The 18,302-nt window shown below is 63.6% G+C and carries 19 protein-coding genes; 15 read left to right on the top strand and 4 right to left on the bottom strand.

The window, feature by feature from the left end; genetic code table 11:
- Positions 1-34: 34 nt before the first annotated feature.
- The 3 genes from MUY37_RS15065 to MUY37_RS15075 all read right to left on the bottom strand — a co-directional run bounded on the left by MUY37_RS15065 (position 35) and on the right by MUY37_RS15075 (position 2,163).
- On the bottom strand, positions 35-565 hold the full coding sequence (locus MUY37_RS15065) for an ExbD/TolR family protein (protein WP_499196179.1): 531 nt from the start codon (positions 563-565) through the stop codon (positions 35-37).
- Positions 566-648: 83 nt separating this feature from the next.
- On the bottom strand, positions 649-1,446 hold the full coding sequence (locus MUY37_RS15070) for a MotA/TolQ/ExbB proton channel family protein (protein ID WP_499196180.1): 798 nt from the start codon (positions 1,444-1,446) through the stop codon (positions 649-651).
- A gap of 57 nt (positions 1,447-1,503) precedes the next feature.
- Positions 1,504-2,163 carry an energy transducer TonB gene (locus MUY37_RS15075; protein ID WP_499196181.1) on the bottom strand — a complete coding sequence of 220 codons (660 nt, stop codon included), beginning with the start codon at positions 2,161-2,163 and terminating at the stop codon, positions 1,504-1,506.
- Between the two features lie 356 nt (positions 2,164-2,519).
- Here MUY37_RS15075 and MUY37_RS15080 point away from each other — a divergent pair, with 356 nt between their 5' ends.
- Both MUY37_RS15080 and MUY37_RS15085 read left to right on the top strand, forming a co-directional pair.
- Positions 2,520-3,362 carry a hypothetical protein gene (locus MUY37_RS15080; RefSeq protein ID WP_499196182.1) on the top strand — a complete coding sequence of 281 codons (843 nt, stop codon included), beginning with the start codon at positions 2,520-2,522 and terminating at the stop codon, positions 3,360-3,362.
- 70 nt (positions 3,363-3,432) lie between these two features.
- On the top strand, positions 3,433-4,740 hold the full coding sequence (locus MUY37_RS15085; RefSeq protein WP_499196183.1) for a homoserine dehydrogenase: 1,308 nt from the start codon (positions 3,433-3,435) through the stop codon (positions 4,738-4,740).
- On the opposite strand, the gene MUY37_RS15090 is transcribed toward MUY37_RS15085, so the two are convergent.
- On the bottom strand, positions 4,694-5,272 hold the full coding sequence (locus tag MUY37_RS15090) for a hypothetical protein (protein ID WP_499196184.1): 579 nt from the start codon (positions 5,270-5,272) through the stop codon (positions 4,694-4,696). The two genes, MUY37_RS15085 and MUY37_RS15090, sit on opposite strands and share 47 nt — an antisense overlap.
- Before the next feature lie 108 nt (positions 5,273-5,380).
- On the opposite strand from MUY37_RS15090, the gene glpX reads away from it, so the two are divergent.
- From glpX to MUY37_RS15155, 13 genes are all read left to right on the top strand, one after another.
- Positions 5,381-6,355: a class II fructose-bisphosphatase gene (gene glpX / locus MUY37_RS15095; protein ID WP_499196185.1), complete on the top strand. Its 975-nt coding sequence runs from the start codon at positions 5,381-5,383 to the stop codon at positions 6,353-6,355.
- Between the two features lie 136 nt (positions 6,356-6,491).
- Positions 6,492-7,427, top strand: coding sequence for a ribose-phosphate pyrophosphokinase (locus MUY37_RS15100; protein ID WP_499196186.1), 936 nt, complete (start codon positions 6,492-6,494; stop codon positions 7,425-7,427).
- A gap of 1 nt (position 7,428) precedes the next feature.
- The gene (gene hisN / locus MUY37_RS15105) at positions 7,429-8,202 is read left to right on the top strand and encodes a histidinol-phosphatase (RefSeq protein ID WP_499196187.1); all 774 of its coding nucleotides are present in this window, start codon (positions 7,429-7,431) and stop codon (positions 8,200-8,202) included.
- A 43-nt stretch (positions 8,203-8,245) separates the two neighbouring features.
- Positions 8,246-8,677, top strand: a complete 432-nt coding sequence (locus MUY37_RS15110; protein WP_499196188.1) for a hypothetical protein — start codon at positions 8,246-8,248, stop codon at positions 8,675-8,677.
- 16 nt (positions 8,678-8,693) lie between these two features.
- Positions 8,694-9,434, top strand: a complete 741-nt coding sequence (locus MUY37_RS15115; protein WP_499196189.1) for an SDR family oxidoreductase — start codon at positions 8,694-8,696, stop codon at positions 9,432-9,434.
- A 118-nt stretch (positions 9,435-9,552) separates the two neighbouring features.
- The gene (rpmI, locus tag MUY37_RS15120; RefSeq protein WP_067693021.1) at positions 9,553-9,756 is read left to right on the top strand and encodes a 50S ribosomal protein L35; all 204 of its coding nucleotides are present in this window, start codon (positions 9,553-9,555) and stop codon (positions 9,754-9,756) included.
- 23 nt (positions 9,757-9,779) lie between these two features.
- Positions 9,780-10,139: a 50S ribosomal protein L20 gene (gene rplT / locus MUY37_RS15125; protein ID WP_499196190.1), complete on the top strand. Its 360-nt coding sequence runs from the start codon at positions 9,780-9,782 to the stop codon at positions 10,137-10,139.
- 119 nt (positions 10,140-10,258) lie between these two features.
- Positions 10,259-11,128: an AraC family transcriptional regulator gene (locus MUY37_RS15130; protein ID WP_499196191.1), complete on the top strand. Its 870-nt coding sequence runs from the start codon at positions 10,259-10,261 to the stop codon at positions 11,126-11,128.
- A 108-nt stretch (positions 11,129-11,236) separates the two neighbouring features.
- Complete coding sequence (locus tag MUY37_RS15135; protein WP_499196192.1) at positions 11,237-12,154, top strand: helix-turn-helix domain-containing protein; 918 nt, start codon at positions 11,237-11,239, stop codon at positions 12,152-12,154.
- A 263-nt stretch (positions 12,155-12,417) separates the two neighbouring features.
- Positions 12,418-13,518, top strand: a complete 1,101-nt coding sequence (gene pheS, locus MUY37_RS15140) for a phenylalanine--tRNA ligase subunit alpha (protein ID WP_499196193.1) — start codon at positions 12,418-12,420, stop codon at positions 13,516-13,518.
- The gene (gene pheT / locus MUY37_RS15145) at positions 13,515-15,905 is read left to right on the top strand and encodes a phenylalanine--tRNA ligase subunit beta (protein WP_499196194.1); all 2,391 of its coding nucleotides are present in this window, start codon (positions 13,515-13,517) and stop codon (positions 15,903-15,905) included. The genes pheS and pheT overlap by 4 nt, the downstream gene beginning before the upstream one ends.
- Positions 15,902-16,654 carry an SDR family NAD(P)-dependent oxidoreductase gene (locus MUY37_RS15150; RefSeq protein WP_499196195.1) on the top strand — a complete coding sequence of 251 codons (753 nt, stop codon included), beginning with the start codon at positions 15,902-15,904 and terminating at the stop codon, positions 16,652-16,654. Before pheT ends, MUY37_RS15150 begins: the two co-directional genes overlap by 4 nt.
- Positions 16,655-16,759: 105 nt before the next feature.
- Positions 16,760-18,280: a peptide chain release factor 3 gene (locus MUY37_RS15155; RefSeq protein WP_499196196.1), complete on the top strand. Its 1,521-nt coding sequence runs from the start codon at positions 16,760-16,762 to the stop codon at positions 18,278-18,280.
- The last annotated feature ends 22 nt before the right edge of the window (positions 18,281-18,302 follow it).

Below are 18,302 nucleotides of genomic sequence, written 5' to 3' on the forward strand. Positions count from 1 at the left end.
GTTACTCCCTAATGTGCTTTGCCGAACCGCGCGATCACGCGTTGGGATCGACCGGGTTCGAGATGAAGCCGACGGTGGGGTAGCCCGCCGCCTGGACGTTGTAGATCGCACCGGCCACGCAGGACCAGGGAGCGTTCACGTCACCGCGGATGTGCACCTGCGGAATCTTCTCCGGGTCTTCCATGATCGCCTCGGGGCCTCCGGCGCGCTGCACGATGGCGTCGAGACGCTCGAAAGCCTGATCGTACAGTTCTTCGGAGGTGACCGGCGCGATATTGTTGAAATAGACGCGGCAGTCGCCGTTACGCGATGCACCCTGGAAACCGGGCTCGCCAGCGCTGACGCCATTGTCGTCGGTGGTGCTGACGGTGAGGAGGAGGTTTTCAACCTTGTCCTTGGACTCGAGCGATTCGAAGACCGGGACTTCCAGCTTCTCGATAGTCTGGATCGCGACCGGAACCGCGATAAGGAAGATGATCAGAAGCACCAGCATCACGTCCACGAGTGGCGTGGTGTTGATGTCCGACATGGGCGTCTCGCCGCCACCTCCTGTCGAAATCGCCATGGTTCAGTTCCTAACGTTCGAAATTCTTGGGTTCGATGCGGAGAAATCGGGGACGGCCGAAGGCTGCCCCCGATCCCGATCGCTTACTTCTTGACCGTGGTGGTCGTCGCAGCCGGCTTGGCGGCCGGAGCGGTACGGGCGGCCTTGCCGGCTGCCTGCGTCGAGGTCGCGGTCATGTAGGTCGGCTTGACCGAACCGTTCGAGTTGATGTTGGCCAGAAGGTCGTTTGAGAAGGCGTGCATCAGCTCGGCGATGCGCTTGTTGCGGCTCTGGAGCCAGTTGTAGGCAAACACGGCCGGAACCGCGACCAACAGACCAATTGCGGTCATGATCAGCGCCTCACCGACCGGACCGGCGACCTTGTCGATCGAAGCCGAACCGGCGATGCCGATGTTGATCAGGGCGCGGTAGATGCCGATAACCGTGCCGAGCAGGCCGACGAACGGTGCGGTTGCCCCGACCGTTGCGAGAAACGGCAGGCCGCCTGCGAGCTTCGAGTTGATCGTGTCTTCCGAACGCTGCAGCGAACCGTGCATCCAGTCGTGCGCTTCGAGCTTGTCGGTCATCTTGGCATGCTGGTTCTCGGCGAGGATCGCATCATCGACGAGCTGACGCCATGCGCTGTTCTTGTCGAGCTTCGTTGCGCCGTCTTTGAGCGAGCCGGCTTTCCAGAACTGCGTGCGCACGGCCTTGTACTGGGCCAGCACCTTGCGCTGTTCGAACAGCTTGGTGAACAGGATGTAGAACGAGCCGACCGACATGATCACCATCACGCCGAGAATGAACCAGGCGACGAAGCCGCCCTGTTCCATGGCTTCCATGAAACCGAAAGAGCTTTGCGGAGCTGCATCTGCGGCAGCTGCAAGAAGTTCGAAGGTCATAACGAGTGGTCCTTTTGAGTATTCCGTGGTCCGCCTGCCGCAGCAGGCCCTGGAGAGTTAGTTCAGCTGGTAGACGATGGTGGTCGACCAGGTATCCGAAATCGCATTGCCTGCGGCATCCTGCGCAGGGTTGAACCGCGCATAGCGGGTCATCCCGTCACAAGCGGCCGAATCGAGGTCGCTCGATCCGCTAGAGCGTGTCACGCTGCAGGAAGATACGCGACCATTGGCCCCGATCTGAACTGTCACACCGACAGAACCTTCGGTACCTTCCCGCTCCGCGCGGCGAGGATAGTTGCTCTGAATGCGACGAGCCCAGCCACTCTGGCCCTTGGGAGTCGCGCTGCGGGCCTTCGACGGCGGTGGAGGCGGCGCCGGCGGTGCGGGCGGCGGGATGACGAGCCGCGGCGGAGCCGGCGGTGGAATCGTCGTCTGCGTCCGGATCGGAGGCGGAGCCGGCGCGATATTGATCGGCGGCGGCGGTGCGACCGGCGGCGGCGGCGTGTCGGGCACGTTCTCCGGCGGCGGCGGCGGCGGCTCTTCCTCGGGGGGCGGTGGTTCCTCGATATCGATCGTGGTCACGCGCTCGACCACCTGCTGTACCGCATTATATGCGAGGCCGGTGATGAGAGCGTAACCGAGAGCGACATGAATGAGGGCAACAATGATGATCGCGACGATGCGATTGCCGCTCATCTGTTGGTCAGCATAAGCCATTCGGTTGCATCACTCCATCGGTCGCCCCGGTTAACCCGGGGCCATTTGACACCCACTTGCGACCCGCCCGATTGGCGTGACATGGGGCATCGTTAACGCATTCGCACCGCTCGGGCCACGGAAGGCTCAGCGGCGAAGGTGCACGAAAGTTCCCAATTAGAACCCGGACACCTCTCCCCAAGCAACAATGTATCATCTACTCGGGTCCGGCCCGACCCTTTAGCTACGATGCCCTTTCACCGCAAATCCTTTATCGGTTAACCGGGGATTCAGTGCCGTGTGCGGAGGAACCTTGGCGAGTGGTCATCGGTTGACCGAATTGCCTCCCGCATACGCAAGCAGAAGTAGCCATCATCATGCAAATCACACGATATTCAGCGAAATCTCTGCTCGCCTGCGCCGCCCTGATATCGGTATCGGTGCCGGGTATGGCGCAGGATCACGCGGAAGCCGACGAGCTATCCTATGCCGATATCGTTGACCTCGCCGATGGCGCTCCGCTGGTCTTGCGCGCGCAGATTCGCCGACAAGCTACGGTGGAGCCCGAGCGGTCGCCGGGTCTCCTGCCGGGATTCGTCCGACTCTATGTAGAGGCGCGGACCTCCGCGCTGATCGCGGGAAATGTGCCGGTCGGCGAGTCGCTGCGCTATCTGGTCGATGTCCCGCTGGATGAGCGGGGTAGGGCGCCCAAGCTGAAGAAGCAGGAGGTGATCCTGTTCGCGCGTCCTGTCCCGGATCGACCCGACCAAATTCAGCTTGTCGATCCGCGAGCCCAGTTTTCCTATAGTGAGGCATTCGAAGCGCGGCTGCGGCCGGTTCTGTCCGCGCTCCTCTCACCGGATGCGCCTCCGCGCGTGACTGGCATCCGCGATGCCCTCGCGGTCGAGGGTACCCTGGCCGGTGAATCCGAAACCCAGCTTTTCCTCGACACCGAAAACGACGGGCCGGTTTCGGTCACCATCGTGCGGCGCCCGGGGCAGGCTCCACGCTGGGGTGTCTCGTGGACCGAGATAGTCGATCAGTCGGCACGCGCTCCGCAGCGTGACACGCTCGAATGGTATAGGCTTGCCTGTTCGCTGCCCGATACGTTGCCCGGCAATGCCAACCTGTCGCGCGACCCGCGTTCGCGTGCGCTTGCCAGCGTGGACTATACACTGGTTCGCGAGGCGTTGGGGCCTTGCCCCCGCACCCGCGACTGACAGGCGGCGCTTCACCTTCCACAAGACAAACTGGTTCCCCCCACGCCTGCGGCTGGGCTAGGCGAGCGCCATGGCTGAACCTCTCCGCATTGCCCTTGCCGGGCTCGGCACCGTCGGAATCGGTGTGATTGAATTGCTCGAAACCAACCGGTCGACCATCGAAAGCCGTGCCGGTCGGGAACTCCAGATCGTTGCAATCAATGCACGGGACCGTTCACGCGATCGCGGTATCGACCTGTCCTCTTATATCTGGGTCGACGACATGCAGGCCATGGCCGAGCGCGGCGATGTCGATGTCGTGCTCGAACTGGTCGGTGGATCGGACGGTCCCGCACTCACACTGGCGCGGGCGGCACTCGATGCCGGCAAAGGGTTCGTCACCGCGAACAAGGCGATGATCGCGCATCATGGGCTCGCATTGGCGGAACAGGCTGCCCTGCGCGGTGTGCCGCTCAAGTTCGAAGCGGCGGTTGCTGGCGGCATTCCGGTGGTGAAGGGCTTGCGCGAAGGCGCCGCAGCCAATCGGATCGAGCGAATCTATGGTATTTTGAACGGCACCTGTAACTACATCCTGTCCGAGATGGAGCGCACCGGTGCCGATTTCGGCGACATGCTGCGCGCGGCGCAGGAAAAGGGGTATGCCGAGGCGGATCCTACCTTCGATATCGAAGGAGTCGATGCCGCGCACAAGCTGGCGATTCTCGCTGGGATCAGTTTTGGCGCTCGCGTGGATTTCGATCATGTCGCGGCTACGGGTATTGGTGAAGTTCGCGCAGCCGACATCACCCAGGCAGGATCGCTTGGCTATGTCATCCGGCTGGTCGGTATCGCCTCGCTCGACCGAAGCGAAAAGCAGCCTACGCTTCTCCAGCGCGTTCGCCCCTGTCTGGTCGGGCGCGGCCATCCCCTGGCAGCGGTCGCCGGGCCGACCAATGCGGTTGTCGCCGAGGGAAATTTCGTCGGACGCCTGTTGTTCCAAGGGGCCGGCGCCGGGGCCGGGCCTACCGCGAGCGCCGTGGTTGCCGATCTCATCGATATTGCGCGAGGCGATAGCGGAGCTCCGTTCTCGGTCCCGGTGGAGCAGCTCGAACAATTCGCTCCTGCCGATCCGGGCAATCGCGTGGGCCGCGACTACATCCGTTTCACCGTGAACGACCGACCCGGCGTGCTCGCCGAAATCACCGCCGCCATGCGCGATGCGGAGGTTTCGATCGAAAGCCTTATCCAGCGTGGCCGCGACCATGAGGGCGGGGAGGTTCTGGTGGCCATGGTCACGCATGAGGGACCCGAGCGCTGCGTGGCCAAGGCGCTCGAGCTGCTCGATGGTTCGCCTAGCCTGACGGCTCCACCTTTGGTGATGCCGATTCTGAAGGACTGATGTCGCTGCCTCGGTCCGTTGTCGGTACGGGCGGCAGGCCGAGGTCGACCTCTTTGCGTTGCTGCTGGGCGGGGGCGGCATTGCCGAGCGGTGCAAGACCGCGGGCCATGCGATCAGCATCCGATCCGGGTGGGGCTTCCGGCAGAGCCGAAAAATCGACGATATAGGCCGGCGGGGGCGGACAGGGGTTCAGGCCGATCCCGCATACGCCGCCGACGGTTGCAGGTCCTCTGAAAATCCCCGCACCTGCGACGTCGGGTGCCCGGATATCGCCCTTGTTCATGGTTTCCTCGGCAAAGCGCTGCCGGGCGCGCTCGGCGTCGAATCCGTACTCGGCATTGTCGCGGCGCTTGCGGCAGACGATGATTTCTCCCGATATGGTCGCGGCTTCCTGTTCCGCGCTGCAATCCTCCAGCGGGCCTTCGAAATCGCGCTGCGGGATCAGGATGTCGATACGTTCGGGCGGCCCGGGGCCTTCCTGCGCGGCCCCGGCGCCTGACAGTGTGACCGCGCCGATTGTAGTAATTGCCACCCACCAGCGTCTCGACAATGCAAGGCTCCCTGTCTATCCGCGCCCCGCAAACGAATTCTCGCGTCGGCAATCCGTCGCGCCAAACTCACGTGAGGGAATGAACCGATAATGAACTCGCCTGCCGACAATCCGCTCGACCGCGTTCTGGTGCTGGAAATGGTCCGTGTGACCGAAGCCGCGGCGGTCGCCGCGTCCAAGCTCATCGGCCGGGGCGACGAAAAGGCCGCCGACGCCGCTGCGGTCGAAGCCATGCGCAAGGCCTTCGATACGCTCTATATGGACGGCACGGTGGTGATCGGCGAGGGCGAGCGCGACGAGGCACCAATGCTGTTCATTGGCGAAAAGGTCGGCGGCGCGCCGGGCCGCGGCCCCAAGATCGACATCGCTCTCGATCCGCTCGAAGGCACCACCATCACCGCCAAGGCCGGCCCCAATGCGCTGGCAGTTCTTGCGGCGGCGGAAGAGGGCTGCCTGCTCAACGCTCCCGATGTCTACATGGACAAGCTGGCGGTCGGCCCGGGCTATCCCGAAGGCATTATCGATCTGGCCAAAACGCCGACCGAGAACGTCAAGGCGGTCGCCGAAGCGAAGGGCGTGGAGCCTTCCGACATCATCGTCTGCGTTCTCGACCGCCCACGCCATGCGGATCTGATTGCCGAATTGCGCGGCCTTGGATGCGGCGTGGTCCTGATCGGCGATGGCGATGTGGCGGGCGTGATCGCCGTGACCGACGAAGATACGACGATCGACATGTATATGGGCCAGGGCGGCGCCCCCGAAGGTGTCCTCGCTGCTGCAGCGCTGCGCTGCGTCGGCGGACAGTTCAACGGACGCCTTGTGTTCCGCAACGACGATGAGAAGGCGCGTGCCGCCAAATGGGGCATCGAGGATCTCGATCGTATCTATATCCGTGACGATCTGGTGAAGGGCGACTGCATCTTCGCCGCTACCGGGGTGACTTCCGGCTCCCTGCTCGAAGGCGTAAAATATCTGCGCGGTGGCCGCATGACGACGGAAAGCGTGGTGATGCGTGCGTCGAGCGGCACCGTGCGCTGGATCAAAGGTGAACACCACACGAAGTAATATTAGTGCCGTGTGCTGGTCGCGAGTGTCGGCAGCACACATGGGCTAAAGACTCTTCAAAACCCTCACCGCCGTGTTGCAATCCCATGACGCTCGGCTAGGCGGGGCGCACTGCTAGCTCCCAAGGATTCGCCGCATGAAGATCATGGCCGCCAATTCGAACCTGCCGCTTGCTCGCGCGATTGCAGGCTATCTCGAAATGCCCCTCGTCGATGCGCAGGTGCGCCGCTTCGCCGACGAGGAAATTTTCGTCGAAATTCACGAAAACGTGCGCGGCGAAGATGTTTTCGTGGTCCAGTCGACCAGCTATCCGGCGAACGACAACCTGATGGAACTGCTGATCTGTATCGATGCTCTGAAACGCGCATCGGCGCGCCGGATCACGGCGGTTGTTCCCTATTTCGGCTATGCCCGTCAGGATCGCAAACCCGGCCCGCGTACGCCGATCTCGGCCAAGCTGGTGGCCAATCTGATCACCGAAGCAGGCGCCGACCGGGTCCTTGCAGTGGACCTGCATGCGGGGCAGATCCAGGGTTTCTTCGACATCCCGACCGACAACCTCTTCGCCGCGCCGGTCATGGCGGCGGACATTCAGGCGCGCTACGGCGATCAGGATCTGATGGTCGTCAGCCCCGACGTCGGCGGCGTGGTGCGTGCCCGTGCGCTGGCCAAACGGCTCGACAACGCCCCGCTGGCCATCGTCGACAAACGCCGCGACCGCCCGGGCGAGAGCGAAGTGATGAACATTATCGGCGACGTGTCGGGCCGCCACTGCATCATGATCGACGACATCGTCGATTCGGGCGGTACGCTGTGCAATGCGGCGCAGGCGCTGCTCGACCAGGGCGCAGCATCTGTCGCCGCCTATATAACCCACGGCGTCCTTTCGGGCGGCGCGGTGGCACGCGTCGATGGCTCTGCGCTGAAAGAACTGGTCATCACCGATTCGATCCGTCCGACCGATGCCGCCAAGGATTCCGACCGCATCCGCATCCTCACCATCGCCCCGCTTATCGGCGAGGCGGTGCGCCGGATCGCCGACGAAAGTTCGGTCAGCTCGCTGTTCGACTGATATGGCGAGCGCGGCCGATCTCGTCCTCGCCAACCGCCTGGCCGAGGCGGCGGGCGAAGCGATTCGACCACTGTTTCGCGGCGAATGGTCGCAGGAACAGAAGTCCGATCGCAGCTTCGTGACCGAGGCTGATCGTGCGGCCGAGGCTGCCATGCGGGCGATCATCGAGGCAGAACGTGGCGACGATGGCATTATCGGCGAGGAATACGGCACGCGCAATGAAGGCGCCGGGCGGCAATGGGTGCTCGACCCGATCGACGGGACCACCAGCTTTATCGCCGGACGGCCGATCTTCGGCACGCTGATCGCGTTGATGCAGGACGGCTGGCCGGTGCTGGGCGTAATCGATCAGCCCATCGCCAAAGAGCGGTGGGTGGGCCGCATTGGAGAAGGCACGACGTTCAATGGCAAGCCGGTGCGGGCCGCGGCCTGCAAAGAGCTGTCCGACGCAGTGCTGGCCACCACCACCCCGCACCAGTTTGCAGGCGATGATGTCGATGCCTTCATGGGCGTCGTCAAATCGGTGGCCGAACGCAAGATCATCTATGGCGGCGATTGCTACAATTACGCGCTGGTCGCATCGGGCCATGTCGATGTAGTCGTCGAGGCGGGCCTCAAGCTCCACGATTTCGCGGCTCTGGTTCCTGTGGTCGAGGGTGCGGGCGGCGTGATGAGCGACTGGCAGGGCAATCCCCTGGATGCGAACAGCGATGGCCGCGTGATCGCTTTGGGGGATTCCGCGCGACTGGAGGACGTGCTCGAAGCGATGGGGTGAGGTAAAGGCGGATGAAAAGATCGCCGCTGGGAGGAGACGGGGTATGAGCGAGATCGAGATCAGCGCATCGGATCGTGCGAAGCTATTGTCGTTTAGCGAAGACGAGCTCATGGCGAACATTGCGCTTCACGATGCATCTGCGGCCGCGCAATTTGGGATTGCCGGTGTCGCAAATGGTGTCTTCGCTACGAAGGCGGAGATGATGGGGGAGATGCACGCTGCGGGCCTGTGGGGCGACGTGGTGGCAAAGGGAAAGGCGATCTTTCGCAAGCTGTGGAACGAGGCGAAAAATCTCGTATGCGGCACATACGACCAACTTGCGAAGAGCGGGGATCTCGAGAAGGTTCTCACTCTACTCGCCGGATTGCTTGTCACTCAACTGGGGTGGCCCAATCCGCTGGCACTGCTAGTCGTCAAAGCGGCAATGAAGCACGGACTCGAGCAGATGTGCAGCATCTCTGCCATGCCTGTCTGATGCGCCGGTGCCTTGTGTGACCGACACGCTTGAAGGGCGGATCGCGCTGGTTACCGGAGCGGCGCGCGGGCTCGGCTTCGAAATTGCTCGGCGACTGATCGAAGGCGGCGCGACCGTCTGGCTCAACGGCCGCGACCCGGTTCCGCTGGAAGAGGCGGCAAAGCGGATCGGCGATGGCGCGCGGCCGCTGCCCTTCGATATTTCCGACGATGCCGCGACCGAAGAGGCCTTCGCCCGGCTGGCAGAGGACGGACTCGACATCCTTGTCAACAATGTCGGCCAGCGCGACCGGCGCCCCCTCGACCAGCTCCAGCGCGACGACATGGCGGCGATGCTTGCCACCAACCTCGTCGCGCCGTTCGACCTTGCGCGGCGTGCCGTGCCGTTGATGCAGGCACGCGGATATGGCCGGATCGTCAACATCACCTCCATCGCCGCCGACATTGCGCGCGGCGACGTGCTCTACACTGCCAGCAAGGGCGGGCTGGCGGCGCTGACCCGCGCGCTTGCCGCCGAACTCGGATATGCCGGTATTACCGTGAACGCCGTCGCGCCGGGCTATTTCGCGACCGAAGCGAATACGGAGATGGTCGCCGATCCCGATATCGCGCAGCACCTCGCACGCCGCACCTCGCTCGGTCGCTGGGGAGCGCCGAACGAAATCGTCGGCGCGGTGGCCTTCCTCTCCTCACCCGAGGCAAGTTACATCACCGGCCACACGCTGGCGGTCGATGGGGGTTATCTGGCCCACTTCTGACTTGCTTTTGCGCGCAGAACCGCTAGATGCGCGCCCTTCACCGACACGTGATTCACCGCCGGTCTGGCCGTAAGGGCTGCCAGGGCTGGCGCGACGTGTCTCTGTCAAGGAGATGAAAATGCCCAAGCTGAAGACCAAAAGCGGTGTGAAGAAACGCTTCAAGATCACCGCCACCGGTAAGGTCAAGCACGGTGTTGCGGGCAAGCGCCACCGCCTGATCAGCCACAATGCGAAGTATATTCGCCAGAACCGCGGCACCACCGTCCTGTCGGAAGCCGACAGCAAGACGGTGAAGAAGTGGGCGCCCTACGGCCTCGACTGAGCGCGAATTAAGGAGAATACGAAATGCCTCGCATCAAACGCGGCGTCACCACGCGCCAGAAGCACAAGCGTCTATTGGATCAGGCGAAGGGCTATCGCGGCCGTCGCAAGAACACGATCCGCATCGCCCGCCAGGCGGTCGAAAAGGCGGGCCAGTACGCCTATCGCGACCGCAAGGTTAAGAAGCGCAACTTCCGCGCGCTGTGGATCCAGCGCATCAATGCTGCGGTTCGCGCGGAAGGCCTGACCTATTCGCAGTTCATGCACGGCACCAAACTCGCCGGGATCGAACTCGACCGCAAGGTGATGGCCGATCTCGCCATGAACGAAGCGGCTGCCTTCAAGGCAATCATCGAGCAGGCCAAGAAGGCACTGCCCGCCTAATCGCGCAATCTGCGGCTCATTCCAAAGGGCGCTCCGCGAGGAGCGCCCTTTTTTGTTTCGTAAGCGCTTGTCGTCGCTCCACAACTAGGTATATTCCCCTACATGCTGGGAGGGGGCGATTGATCGATCAGAACTGTATTGATGTGCGGTTTTTCGCACCGCCGGATGATCTGGCGCGATGCTTCACGATGATTTACCGGCTTGAAGTGAGCCTGCCCGAAGGCGAGGTACTCGAAGACTGGCTCCAGCCCGAATGGTCCAATCTGCGTTTCTTCGCCGAAAATCCACCGAAGGCCGAATTTCCTGAAGGACCCAGCGTGTCCGGCGCCCGGTTTCTGGCAACCGGCCCGACTTCCTGCCCAACACATTTTCTGCTCGGCAGAACGCGCATGTGGGGCGTGGGCCTGTTCCCGCAAGGTTGGGCGCGCTTCGTGGGCGCGCACGCCGCCGATCACGCCAATACGCTTGTCGATGGCGAAGCGAGTCCGCATTTCTCGCGTCTTGCACCGCTGTGCGAGGTAATGTGCTCGCGCGAGCACTCGGACGAGGAGCAATTTGCATTCCTTACGGATTTCTTCCGCAAGCTTGCCAGCCCTCCGCGCGACAGTGCGCGGATCCAGAAGGTGCACGAGATCATGATCGATCCGCGCCTGCTCTATGTCGATGAATTCGCCCAGCGTAGCGGCATGTCCAAGCGAACGCTTGAACGTCTGTGTGCCCGTCATTTCGGATTTTCTCCGCGCCTGCTGCTGAGGCGGCAGCGGCTGATGCGCAGCCTTGCGGCCTTCATGCTTGAACCGCGGACGAGTTGGTCGGCCGTGATCGATGGTCACTATCATGACCAGTCGCATTTCGTGCATGAATTCCACGCTTTCATGCGCTGCTCGCCCAGCGAATATGCGGCAAAACCACATCCGGTGATGGCTGCATTCATGGCGGATCGCAAACGGGTTTGGGGGTCGCCGGCGCAAACCCTGGTTTCACCATGAGCAGGATCATAACATACTTCAGGCCTGCAATGGTGACAGGATGAACGATCTGTTCCCGAAGTCCGCCAATCAGGGTGCTGCGCGCCTCGCCCTCGGGGTGATACGATAATGACGATCGGGGGCGCATCTCCAGCGATTGCCTTGCGATTTTTCCTCCCGCCGGAGCATCTTCGCCCCTTCGTCACGACGCTTTATCATCTTGAGATCTCGGGCGGCGGCGAAGACGATGTGGTGGAGGATTGGCTACATCCCGAATGGGCCAATTTGCGCCTGATTCCCCAACGCACGATCGAGGCGGGAATGGGAGGCGGGCCGCTCGAACGCGTACCGCGGGCGGTTATGGCGGGGCCTACCAGCGTGACCACTCATTTCCGGGCCACCAGGGGGCGGTCGTGGGGCATTGGCTTCCTGCCGCTCGGCTGGGCTCGGCTGACCGATGCTCCGGCGAGGGCCTATGCCGACCGCTACGCCGATGTGGAAACCGATCCTGCTCTCGAGCGTCTGCGCAAACTGTGTGCCTGCGTCCTCGATGGAGATGGCGATCTCGTCGCCGAGCGCGACGCCATGGTCGGCGAGCTGGATGCGTTGCTGGCGGAGCCTGCCGCGGGTGAGGGCGCGCGTGAGGCAAGATTGCTGCGGATCGAAGAGGCGATTACCGATCCGCGGTTCCATAGCGTGACCGAACTCGCACAGACACTCGGCATGAGCACACGCACGATGGAGCGGTTTTGCAGCAGGATGTTCGGTTTCGGCCCGCAATTGTTGCTGCGCCGCCAGCGATTCGTCCGCAGCCTCGCCAAGTTCATGCTCGACCCATCGCTCAAATGGATCGACACGCTCGATACCCATTATCACGACCAAGCCCATTTCGTTCGCGATTTCAGGCGGTTCATGATGATGTCGCCCAGCGAATATGCCAGCTTGCCGCATCCGGTACTGATGGCCGCGGCCCATGCTCGTGCGGCCATTGCGGGCGAAGCGATGCAGGTTCTACACAAGCCTTCTCGGCCACTCGGCGGCGAATGACCGACACGTGCCGCAAGAAGGGTTCCTGCAGCGCATCTTCCTGCGCCGCCAGCGTGCCTTGCGAAGTTTCGCACGCTCCCCGCTCGTGATCCGACGAGATACGGGATCGATCCTCGAAACTCCTGTCGCTGTGACCGGGCGCATTTCCTTGGTCCATTCGCCCGCATCTCGAGCGAGCGGCCCGGCCAATCGGGGCTTGGGATGCGGCGCCTAAGCGGCTAGAGGGCGCGGGCATACCTTCCCGACACATCAAGCCAGACAGAATGACCGACCTCGAACACCTCAAGACCGATGCGCTGACGCGGATCGAAAATGCGCCCGATGCCGCGGCCCTCGAAGCGCTGCGGATCGAATTCCTCGGCAAGCAGGGCTCGATCTCCGGGCTGATGAAAACGCTCGGCAAGATGACTCCGGAGGAGAGGCAGATACAGGGGCCGCTGCTGAACGGGTTGCGGACCGAAACCGCCGACGCCATCGCCGCGCGAAAGGCAGTGATCGAGGACGCCGAACTCGAAGCGCGGCTTGCAACCGAAAGCCTCGACCTGACCCTCCCCGCGCCCGAAGCGCCGAAAGGATCGGTCCACCCGGTCAGCCAGGTGATGGATGAACTGGCGGAAATCTTCGCCGACCTCGGCTTCTCGGTCGCGACCGGTCCCGAAATCGAGGATGAGTGGCACAATTTCACCGCGCTCAACATGGCCGAGACGCATCCTGCCCGGGCGATGCACGACACGTTCTATTTCCCGGACGTCGACAGCGACGGGCGGCGCATGCTGCTCAGGACGCACACCTCGCCGGTGCAAATTCGTTCGATGGTCAAGCAGGGCGCACCGATCCGCATCATCGCGCCGGGCCGCGTCTATCGTAGCGACAGCGACGCCACGCACACGCCGATGTTCCACCAGGTCGAAGGCCTCGTCATCGATCGCGACATTCACTTGGGCCATCTCAAGTGGACACTCGAAACTTTCCTCAAGGCCTTCTTCGAGCGCGAGGACATCGTACTGCGCCTGCGCCCCAGCTATTTCCCATTTACCGAGCCTTCGGTGGAGGTCGATGTCGGCTGGCAGGATGTGAACGGCCGCCGCGTGCTTGGCGGTGACGGTGATGCGCCGGGCCACGGCTGGATGGAACTGCTCGGGAGCGGCATGGTCAATGCCCGCGTGATCGAGTTCGCCGGGCTCGACGCGCAGGAATGGCAGGGCTTCGCATTCGGCGTGGGCGTCGATCGCCTCGCCATGCTCAAATACGGGATGGACGACTTGCGCGCCTTCTTCGATGGCGACCAGCGCTGGCTCGACCACTACGGCTTCTCGCCCTTCGACCAGCCGACCCTTTCCGCAGGCGTGGGAGCGAAAGCATGAAGTTCTCGCTCGAATGGCTGAAATACTTCCTCGACACCGATGCGAGCGCGGCGGAGGTCGCGGCCGCGCTCAACCGCATCGGGCACGAGGTCGAGGGGATTGAGGACCCGGCAGACAAGCTCGCCGGTTTTCGCGTCGCGCATGTGCTCACCGCTGCCCCGCATCCCGATGCCGATAAACTGCAGGTCCTCACCGTCGATACGGGTGAGGGCGACCCGCTGCAGGTCGTCTGCGGCGCGCCTAACGCACGTGCGGGCATGAAGGGCGTGCTGGGCCTGCCCGGAGCGGTCGTCCCGGCCAACGGCATGGAATTGCGCAAGAGCGCGATCCGCGGTGTCGAATCCAATGGCATGATGTGTTCGGTGCGCGAGCTCGAACTGGGCGAGGAACACGATGGCATCATCGAGCTGCCCGAAGATGCGCCGGTCGGTCAGACATTCGCCGATTACCACGACGCCTCGCCCGTCTTCGACGTAGCGATCACGCCGAACCGCCCCGATTGCATGGGCGTTCAGGGCATCGCGCGCGACCTCGCGGCGGCGGGCCTTGGGGCCTACAAGCCGGTCGAAGCTTCGGCCCTCGAGGCTTCGGGTCCATGCCCGGTCGAAATCCGCACCGACGATCCGGAAGGCTGCCCGGCGTTCTATGGCCGCGTTATTCGCGGGGTCGACAACACCGGCACGAGCCCGGAATGGATGCAGCGCCGCCTGATTGCTGCGGGCCAGCGCGTGATCTCCCCGCTGGTCGATGCGACCAATTACCTCATGCTCGCCTTCGGGCGTCCGGCGCATGTCTATGACCTTTCCAAGCTCTCGGGCGCAGTCGTCGCTCGCCGCGCGAAGAACGGCGAGACGGTCGAGGCATTGAACGAGAAAACCTACACGCTCGACGACACGATGACCGTGATCGCCGACGATAACGATGTACACGATATTGCCGGGATCATGGGCGGAGAGCATTCGGGTGCGACCGAAGCGACGACCGATGTGCTGCTCGAGATCGCCTATTTCGATCCCGAGCGGATCGGCGTGACGGGCCGCAAGCTCGGCCTCGCTTCGGACGCGCGCACGCGCTTCGAACGCGGTGTGGATCCGGCCTTCCTCGATGATGGACTCGCGATCCTGACCAACCTCATCATGAAGACCTGCGGCGGCGAGCCGACTGAGGCGGTGCGTTCTGGTACGCCGCCGACAGACGCACGGACGGTCACGTTCGACCCCGACCTGACCGAGCGTCTTGGCGGTCTGGCAGTTCCCCATGACGAGCAGCGCGCCATCCTCACCTCGCTAGACTTCGCGGTGGGCGACGACTGGACGGTCATCTGTCCGCCGCGCCGCCACGATATCGAGGGTCCGGCCGATCTGGTCGAGGAAGTGGTGCGTATCCACGGCATCGACGAGGTCGAAAGCGAGCCGCTCCCGCGTCGTCCTGGTGTCGCGCTGCCCACCGCAACCCCGTTGCAGCAAGCCGAGCGCAAGCTGCGCCGCGCTGCCGCTGCACGCGGATTGAACGAGGCGATCACCTGGTCCTTCCTGCCCACATCCGAAGCCGAGCATTTTGCCGATAGTGCGCAGCTCTGGGTGCTCGACAACCCGATCAGCGAAGACATGAAGGCGATGCGCCCCTCGCTCATCCCCGGTCTGCTTTCCGCGGCAAAGCGCAATGCCGATCGCGGGGCGGACAGTACTCGCCTGTTCGAGATCGGACGGCGTTATCTTCACGGGTCTGGCGGGGCGAGCGACGAGAAGCCGACGCTCGGCGTGGTGCTTGCAGGCGACAAGACTTCGCGCGGCTGGCACAGCGGCAAGGCGCAGAGCTTCGATGCCTATGACGCCAAGGCCGAGGCCGTCGCGCTGCTCGAAGCCGCCGGTGCGCCGGTCGCAAACCTCATGGTGATGGGCGAGGCGGGCGAGCAGTTCCACCCCGGCCAGTCGGCCACGCTGCGCCTCGGCCCCAAGAACGTGCTGGCTCGCTTCGGCGCGCTGCATCCCAAGACGCTCAAGGCCTTCGACGTCGATGGCCCGGTAATGGCGGTCGAGATCCTCCTCGATTCGGTCCCGGCGAAAAAGGGGGCTGGCTTCGCGCGCGCCCACTACGCGCCGCCCGCGCTTCAGTCTCTCACGCGCGATTTCGCCTTCCTCGTCCCCGCCGATCTTGCGGCGGGCGACCTGGTGAAGGCGGTGCGTGGCGCAGACAAGAAGGCGATCGTCGAGGCGCGCGTGTTCGACGTGTTCGAAGGACAGGGCGTGCCCGAAGGCAAGAAGTCGGTCGCCGTCGAAGTCACCCTCCAGCCGGGCGAGAAGAGCTTCACCGACGCCGAGATCAAGGCGATCTCGGACAAGGTGGTCGCGAGCGCCGCCAAGCAGGGCGCGGAGTTGCGCGGATGAGCCGGACCGCGTTCGTCACCGGAGCAACCGCAGGCATTGGCGAAGCGACCGTGCGCACGCTGGTGGCGAGCGGCTGGCGCTGCGTGGCAACCGGGCGGCGCAAGGAGCGGCTCGACGCGCTGGTGGAGGAGCTTGGCGCGGATAAGGTCCATGCCGCCTGTTTCGATGTCCGCGACGCCGAAGCCATGGACGCGGCGATTACCGCATTGCCCGAAGCGTTCGCGGGCATCGATCTGCTGGTGAACAACGCCGGCCTCGCGCAGGGACTGTCGCCCGCGCAGGAAGCCAGCCTCGACGACTGGCAGACCATGATCGACACCAATGTAACGGCCATGGTGGTGCTCACCCGCAAGCTGCTGCCCACGCTGATCGAGCGCAAGGGCGCGATTATCGCCATCGGCTCGGTCGCGGGCAGCTACATCTACCCCGGCGGCAATGTCTATGCGGGATCCAAGGCCTTCGTGAACCACTTCACGCTCGCTTTGCGCGCTGATCTGCATGGCACGGGCGTGCGAGTGACCAGCATCGAGCCGGGTATGGTCGAAACCGAATTCACGCTGGTGCGAACCGGCAGCCAGGACGCCAGCGACGACCTCTATCGCGGCGCCGACCCGATGACGGGGCAAGACATCGCCGATACGATCCGTTGGATCGCGGAACTGCCCCCCCACCTGAACATCAACCGCATCGAGCTGATGCCGGTAAGCCAGGATTTTGCCGGTTTCAGGGTGGCGCGGGAACACCACTAACCCATCAACGCCCGCCTCCGTTCGTGTCGAGCGAAGTCGAGACACGGATGGCCTGGACGCATCTCGACTTCGCTCGATGCGAACGGGCGGGTAGGAAAAGAGAATATGTCAGACCGCCGCACCTTTGCCATCATCTCGCACCCCGACGCGGGCAAGACCACGCTCACCGAGAAGCTGCTGCTGACCGGCGGCGCGATCCACTTGGCCGGCGAGGTCAAGGCACGCGGGCAGGCGCGGCGAGCACGGTCGGACTGGATGAAGATCGAGCAGCAGCGCGGCATTTCGGTGACCAGCTCGGTCATGACTTTCGAGCGCGAGGGCATCACGTTCAACCTGCTCGACACGCCGGGGCACGAGGACTTTTCCGAAGATACCTATCGCACGCTGACCGCAGTCGATAGCGCCATCATGGTGATCGACGCGGCCAAGGGGATCGAGCCGCAGACGAGGAAGCTGTTCGAGGTCTGCCGCCTGCGTTCGGTGCCGATCATCACCTTCGTCAACAAGGTCGACCGCGAAGGGCGCCCGGTCTTCGAACTGCTCGACGAGATCGCCGACATGCTGGCCCTCGACGTGAGCCCGCAAGCCTATCCGGTCGGCATGGGCGGCGAGTTCGAAGGCGTGCTCGATTTCGCCAGCGGCTGTGTGGCGCGGCCCGAAGGCCCGTCGAAGGAGTTCACCGGCACGCGCGATTGCGACCCCGCGATCCCCGAGCGTTTCGCGGAGGAGATCGAGCTGGCGCAGATCGGCTATCCCGAGTTCGACCTCGACGCATATCGGGGTGGAGACCTCACCCCGGTCTATTTCGGCTCGGCGCTCAAGAATTTCGGGGTTACCGAGCTGATCGAAGCGATCGCGAAGTATGCCCCGCCACCCCGCCCTCAGCCCGCGGGCGAGGAGCAGATTGCGCCGGACCATGATGAAGTGACGGGCTTCATCTTCAAGGTCCAGGCGAACATGGACCCCAACCACCGCGACCGCATCGCCTTCATGCGGCAGGTTTCTGGCACCTTCAAACGCGGCATGAAGCTGACGCCTTCGGGGCTGGGCAAGCCGGTCGCGATCCATTCGCCGATCCTGTTCTTCGCGCAGGACCGCGAGGTTGCCGACACTGCCGAGCCGGGGGACATCATCGGCATTCCGAACCATGGCACGCTGCGCGTGGGCGATACGCTGTCCGAAAAGAACGCGATCCGATTCACCGGGCTGCCCAATTTCGCGCCCGAAATCCTGCGCCGTGTGGCGCTGGTCGATCCGACCAAGACCAAGCAGCTTAGAAAGGCGCTCGACGACCTAAGCGAAGAGGGCGTGATACAGGTTTTCTATCCCGAGATCGGCGGCCAGTGGATTATCGGCGTGGTCGGTCAGCTCCAGCTCGACGTGCTGATCAGCCGCCTGTCCGCCGAATACAAGGTCGAGGCCCGGCTCGAAGCCTCGCCCTTCGCCACCGCCCGCTGGATCAAGGGCGACGAGAAGGCAATGAACGAGTTCGAGAAATTCAACCTGTCCAACCTCGCCAAGGATCGCGACGGCGATCTGGTGTTCATGGCCAAGAGCCCGTGGGACGTGAACTACCAGCAGGAAAAGAACCCCGACCTCACCTTCTCGGCGACGAAGGAGCGGTAGGCTTGCGACAGGCGCACCAAGG

This window comes from Qipengyuania sp. ABI-127-1 (assembly GCA_022953095.1).
Taxonomy (GTDB): domain Bacteria; phylum Pseudomonadota; class Alphaproteobacteria; order Sphingomonadales; family Sphingomonadaceae; genus Qipengyuania.

Coding starts and splice junctions, on each gene's coding strand:
- MUY37_RS15065 (WP_499196179.1), bottom strand. CDS start 565: ATGGCGATTTCGACAGGAGGTGGCGGCGAGACGCCCATGTCGGACATC.
- MUY37_RS15070 (WP_499196180.1), bottom strand. CDS start 1,446: ATGACCTTCGAACTTCTTGCAGCTGCCGCAGATGCAGCTCCGCAAAGC.
- MUY37_RS15075 (WP_499196181.1), bottom strand. CDS start 2,163: ATGGCTTATGCTGACCAACAGATGAGCGGCAATCGCATCGTCGCGATC.
- MUY37_RS15080 (WP_499196182.1), top strand. CDS start 2,520: ATGCAAATCACACGATATTCAGCGAAATCTCTGCTCGCCTGCGCCGCC.
- MUY37_RS15085 (WP_499196183.1), top strand. CDS start 3,433: ATGGCTGAACCTCTCCGCATTGCCCTTGCCGGGCTCGGCACCGTCGGA.
- glpX (WP_499196185.1), top strand. CDS start 5,381: ATGAACTCGCCTGCCGACAATCCGCTCGACCGCGTTCTGGTGCTGGAA.
- MUY37_RS15100 (WP_499196186.1), top strand. CDS start 6,492: ATGAAGATCATGGCCGCCAATTCGAACCTGCCGCTTGCTCGCGCGATT.
- hisN (WP_499196187.1), top strand. CDS start 7,429: ATGGCGAGCGCGGCCGATCTCGTCCTCGCCAACCGCCTGGCCGAGGCG.
- MUY37_RS15110 (WP_499196188.1), top strand. CDS start 8,246: ATGAGCGAGATCGAGATCAGCGCATCGGATCGTGCGAAGCTATTGTCG.
- rpmI (WP_067693021.1), top strand. CDS start 9,553: ATGCCCAAGCTGAAGACCAAAAGCGGTGTGAAGAAACGCTTCAAGATC.
- rplT (WP_499196190.1), top strand. CDS start 9,780: ATGCCTCGCATCAAACGCGGCGTCACCACGCGCCAGAAGCACAAGCGT.
- MUY37_RS15135 (WP_499196192.1), top strand. CDS start 11,237: ATGACGATCGGGGGCGCATCTCCAGCGATTGCCTTGCGATTTTTCCTC.
- pheS (WP_499196193.1), top strand. CDS start 12,418: ATGACCGACCTCGAACACCTCAAGACCGATGCGCTGACGCGGATCGAA.
- pheT (WP_499196194.1), top strand. CDS start 13,515: ATGAAGTTCTCGCTCGAATGGCTGAAATACTTCCTCGACACCGATGCG.
- MUY37_RS15150 (WP_499196195.1), top strand. CDS start 15,902: ATGAGCCGGACCGCGTTCGTCACCGGAGCAACCGCAGGCATTGGCGAA.
- MUY37_RS15155 (WP_499196196.1), top strand. CDS start 16,760: ATGTCAGACCGCCGCACCTTTGCCATCATCTCGCACCCCGACGCGGGC.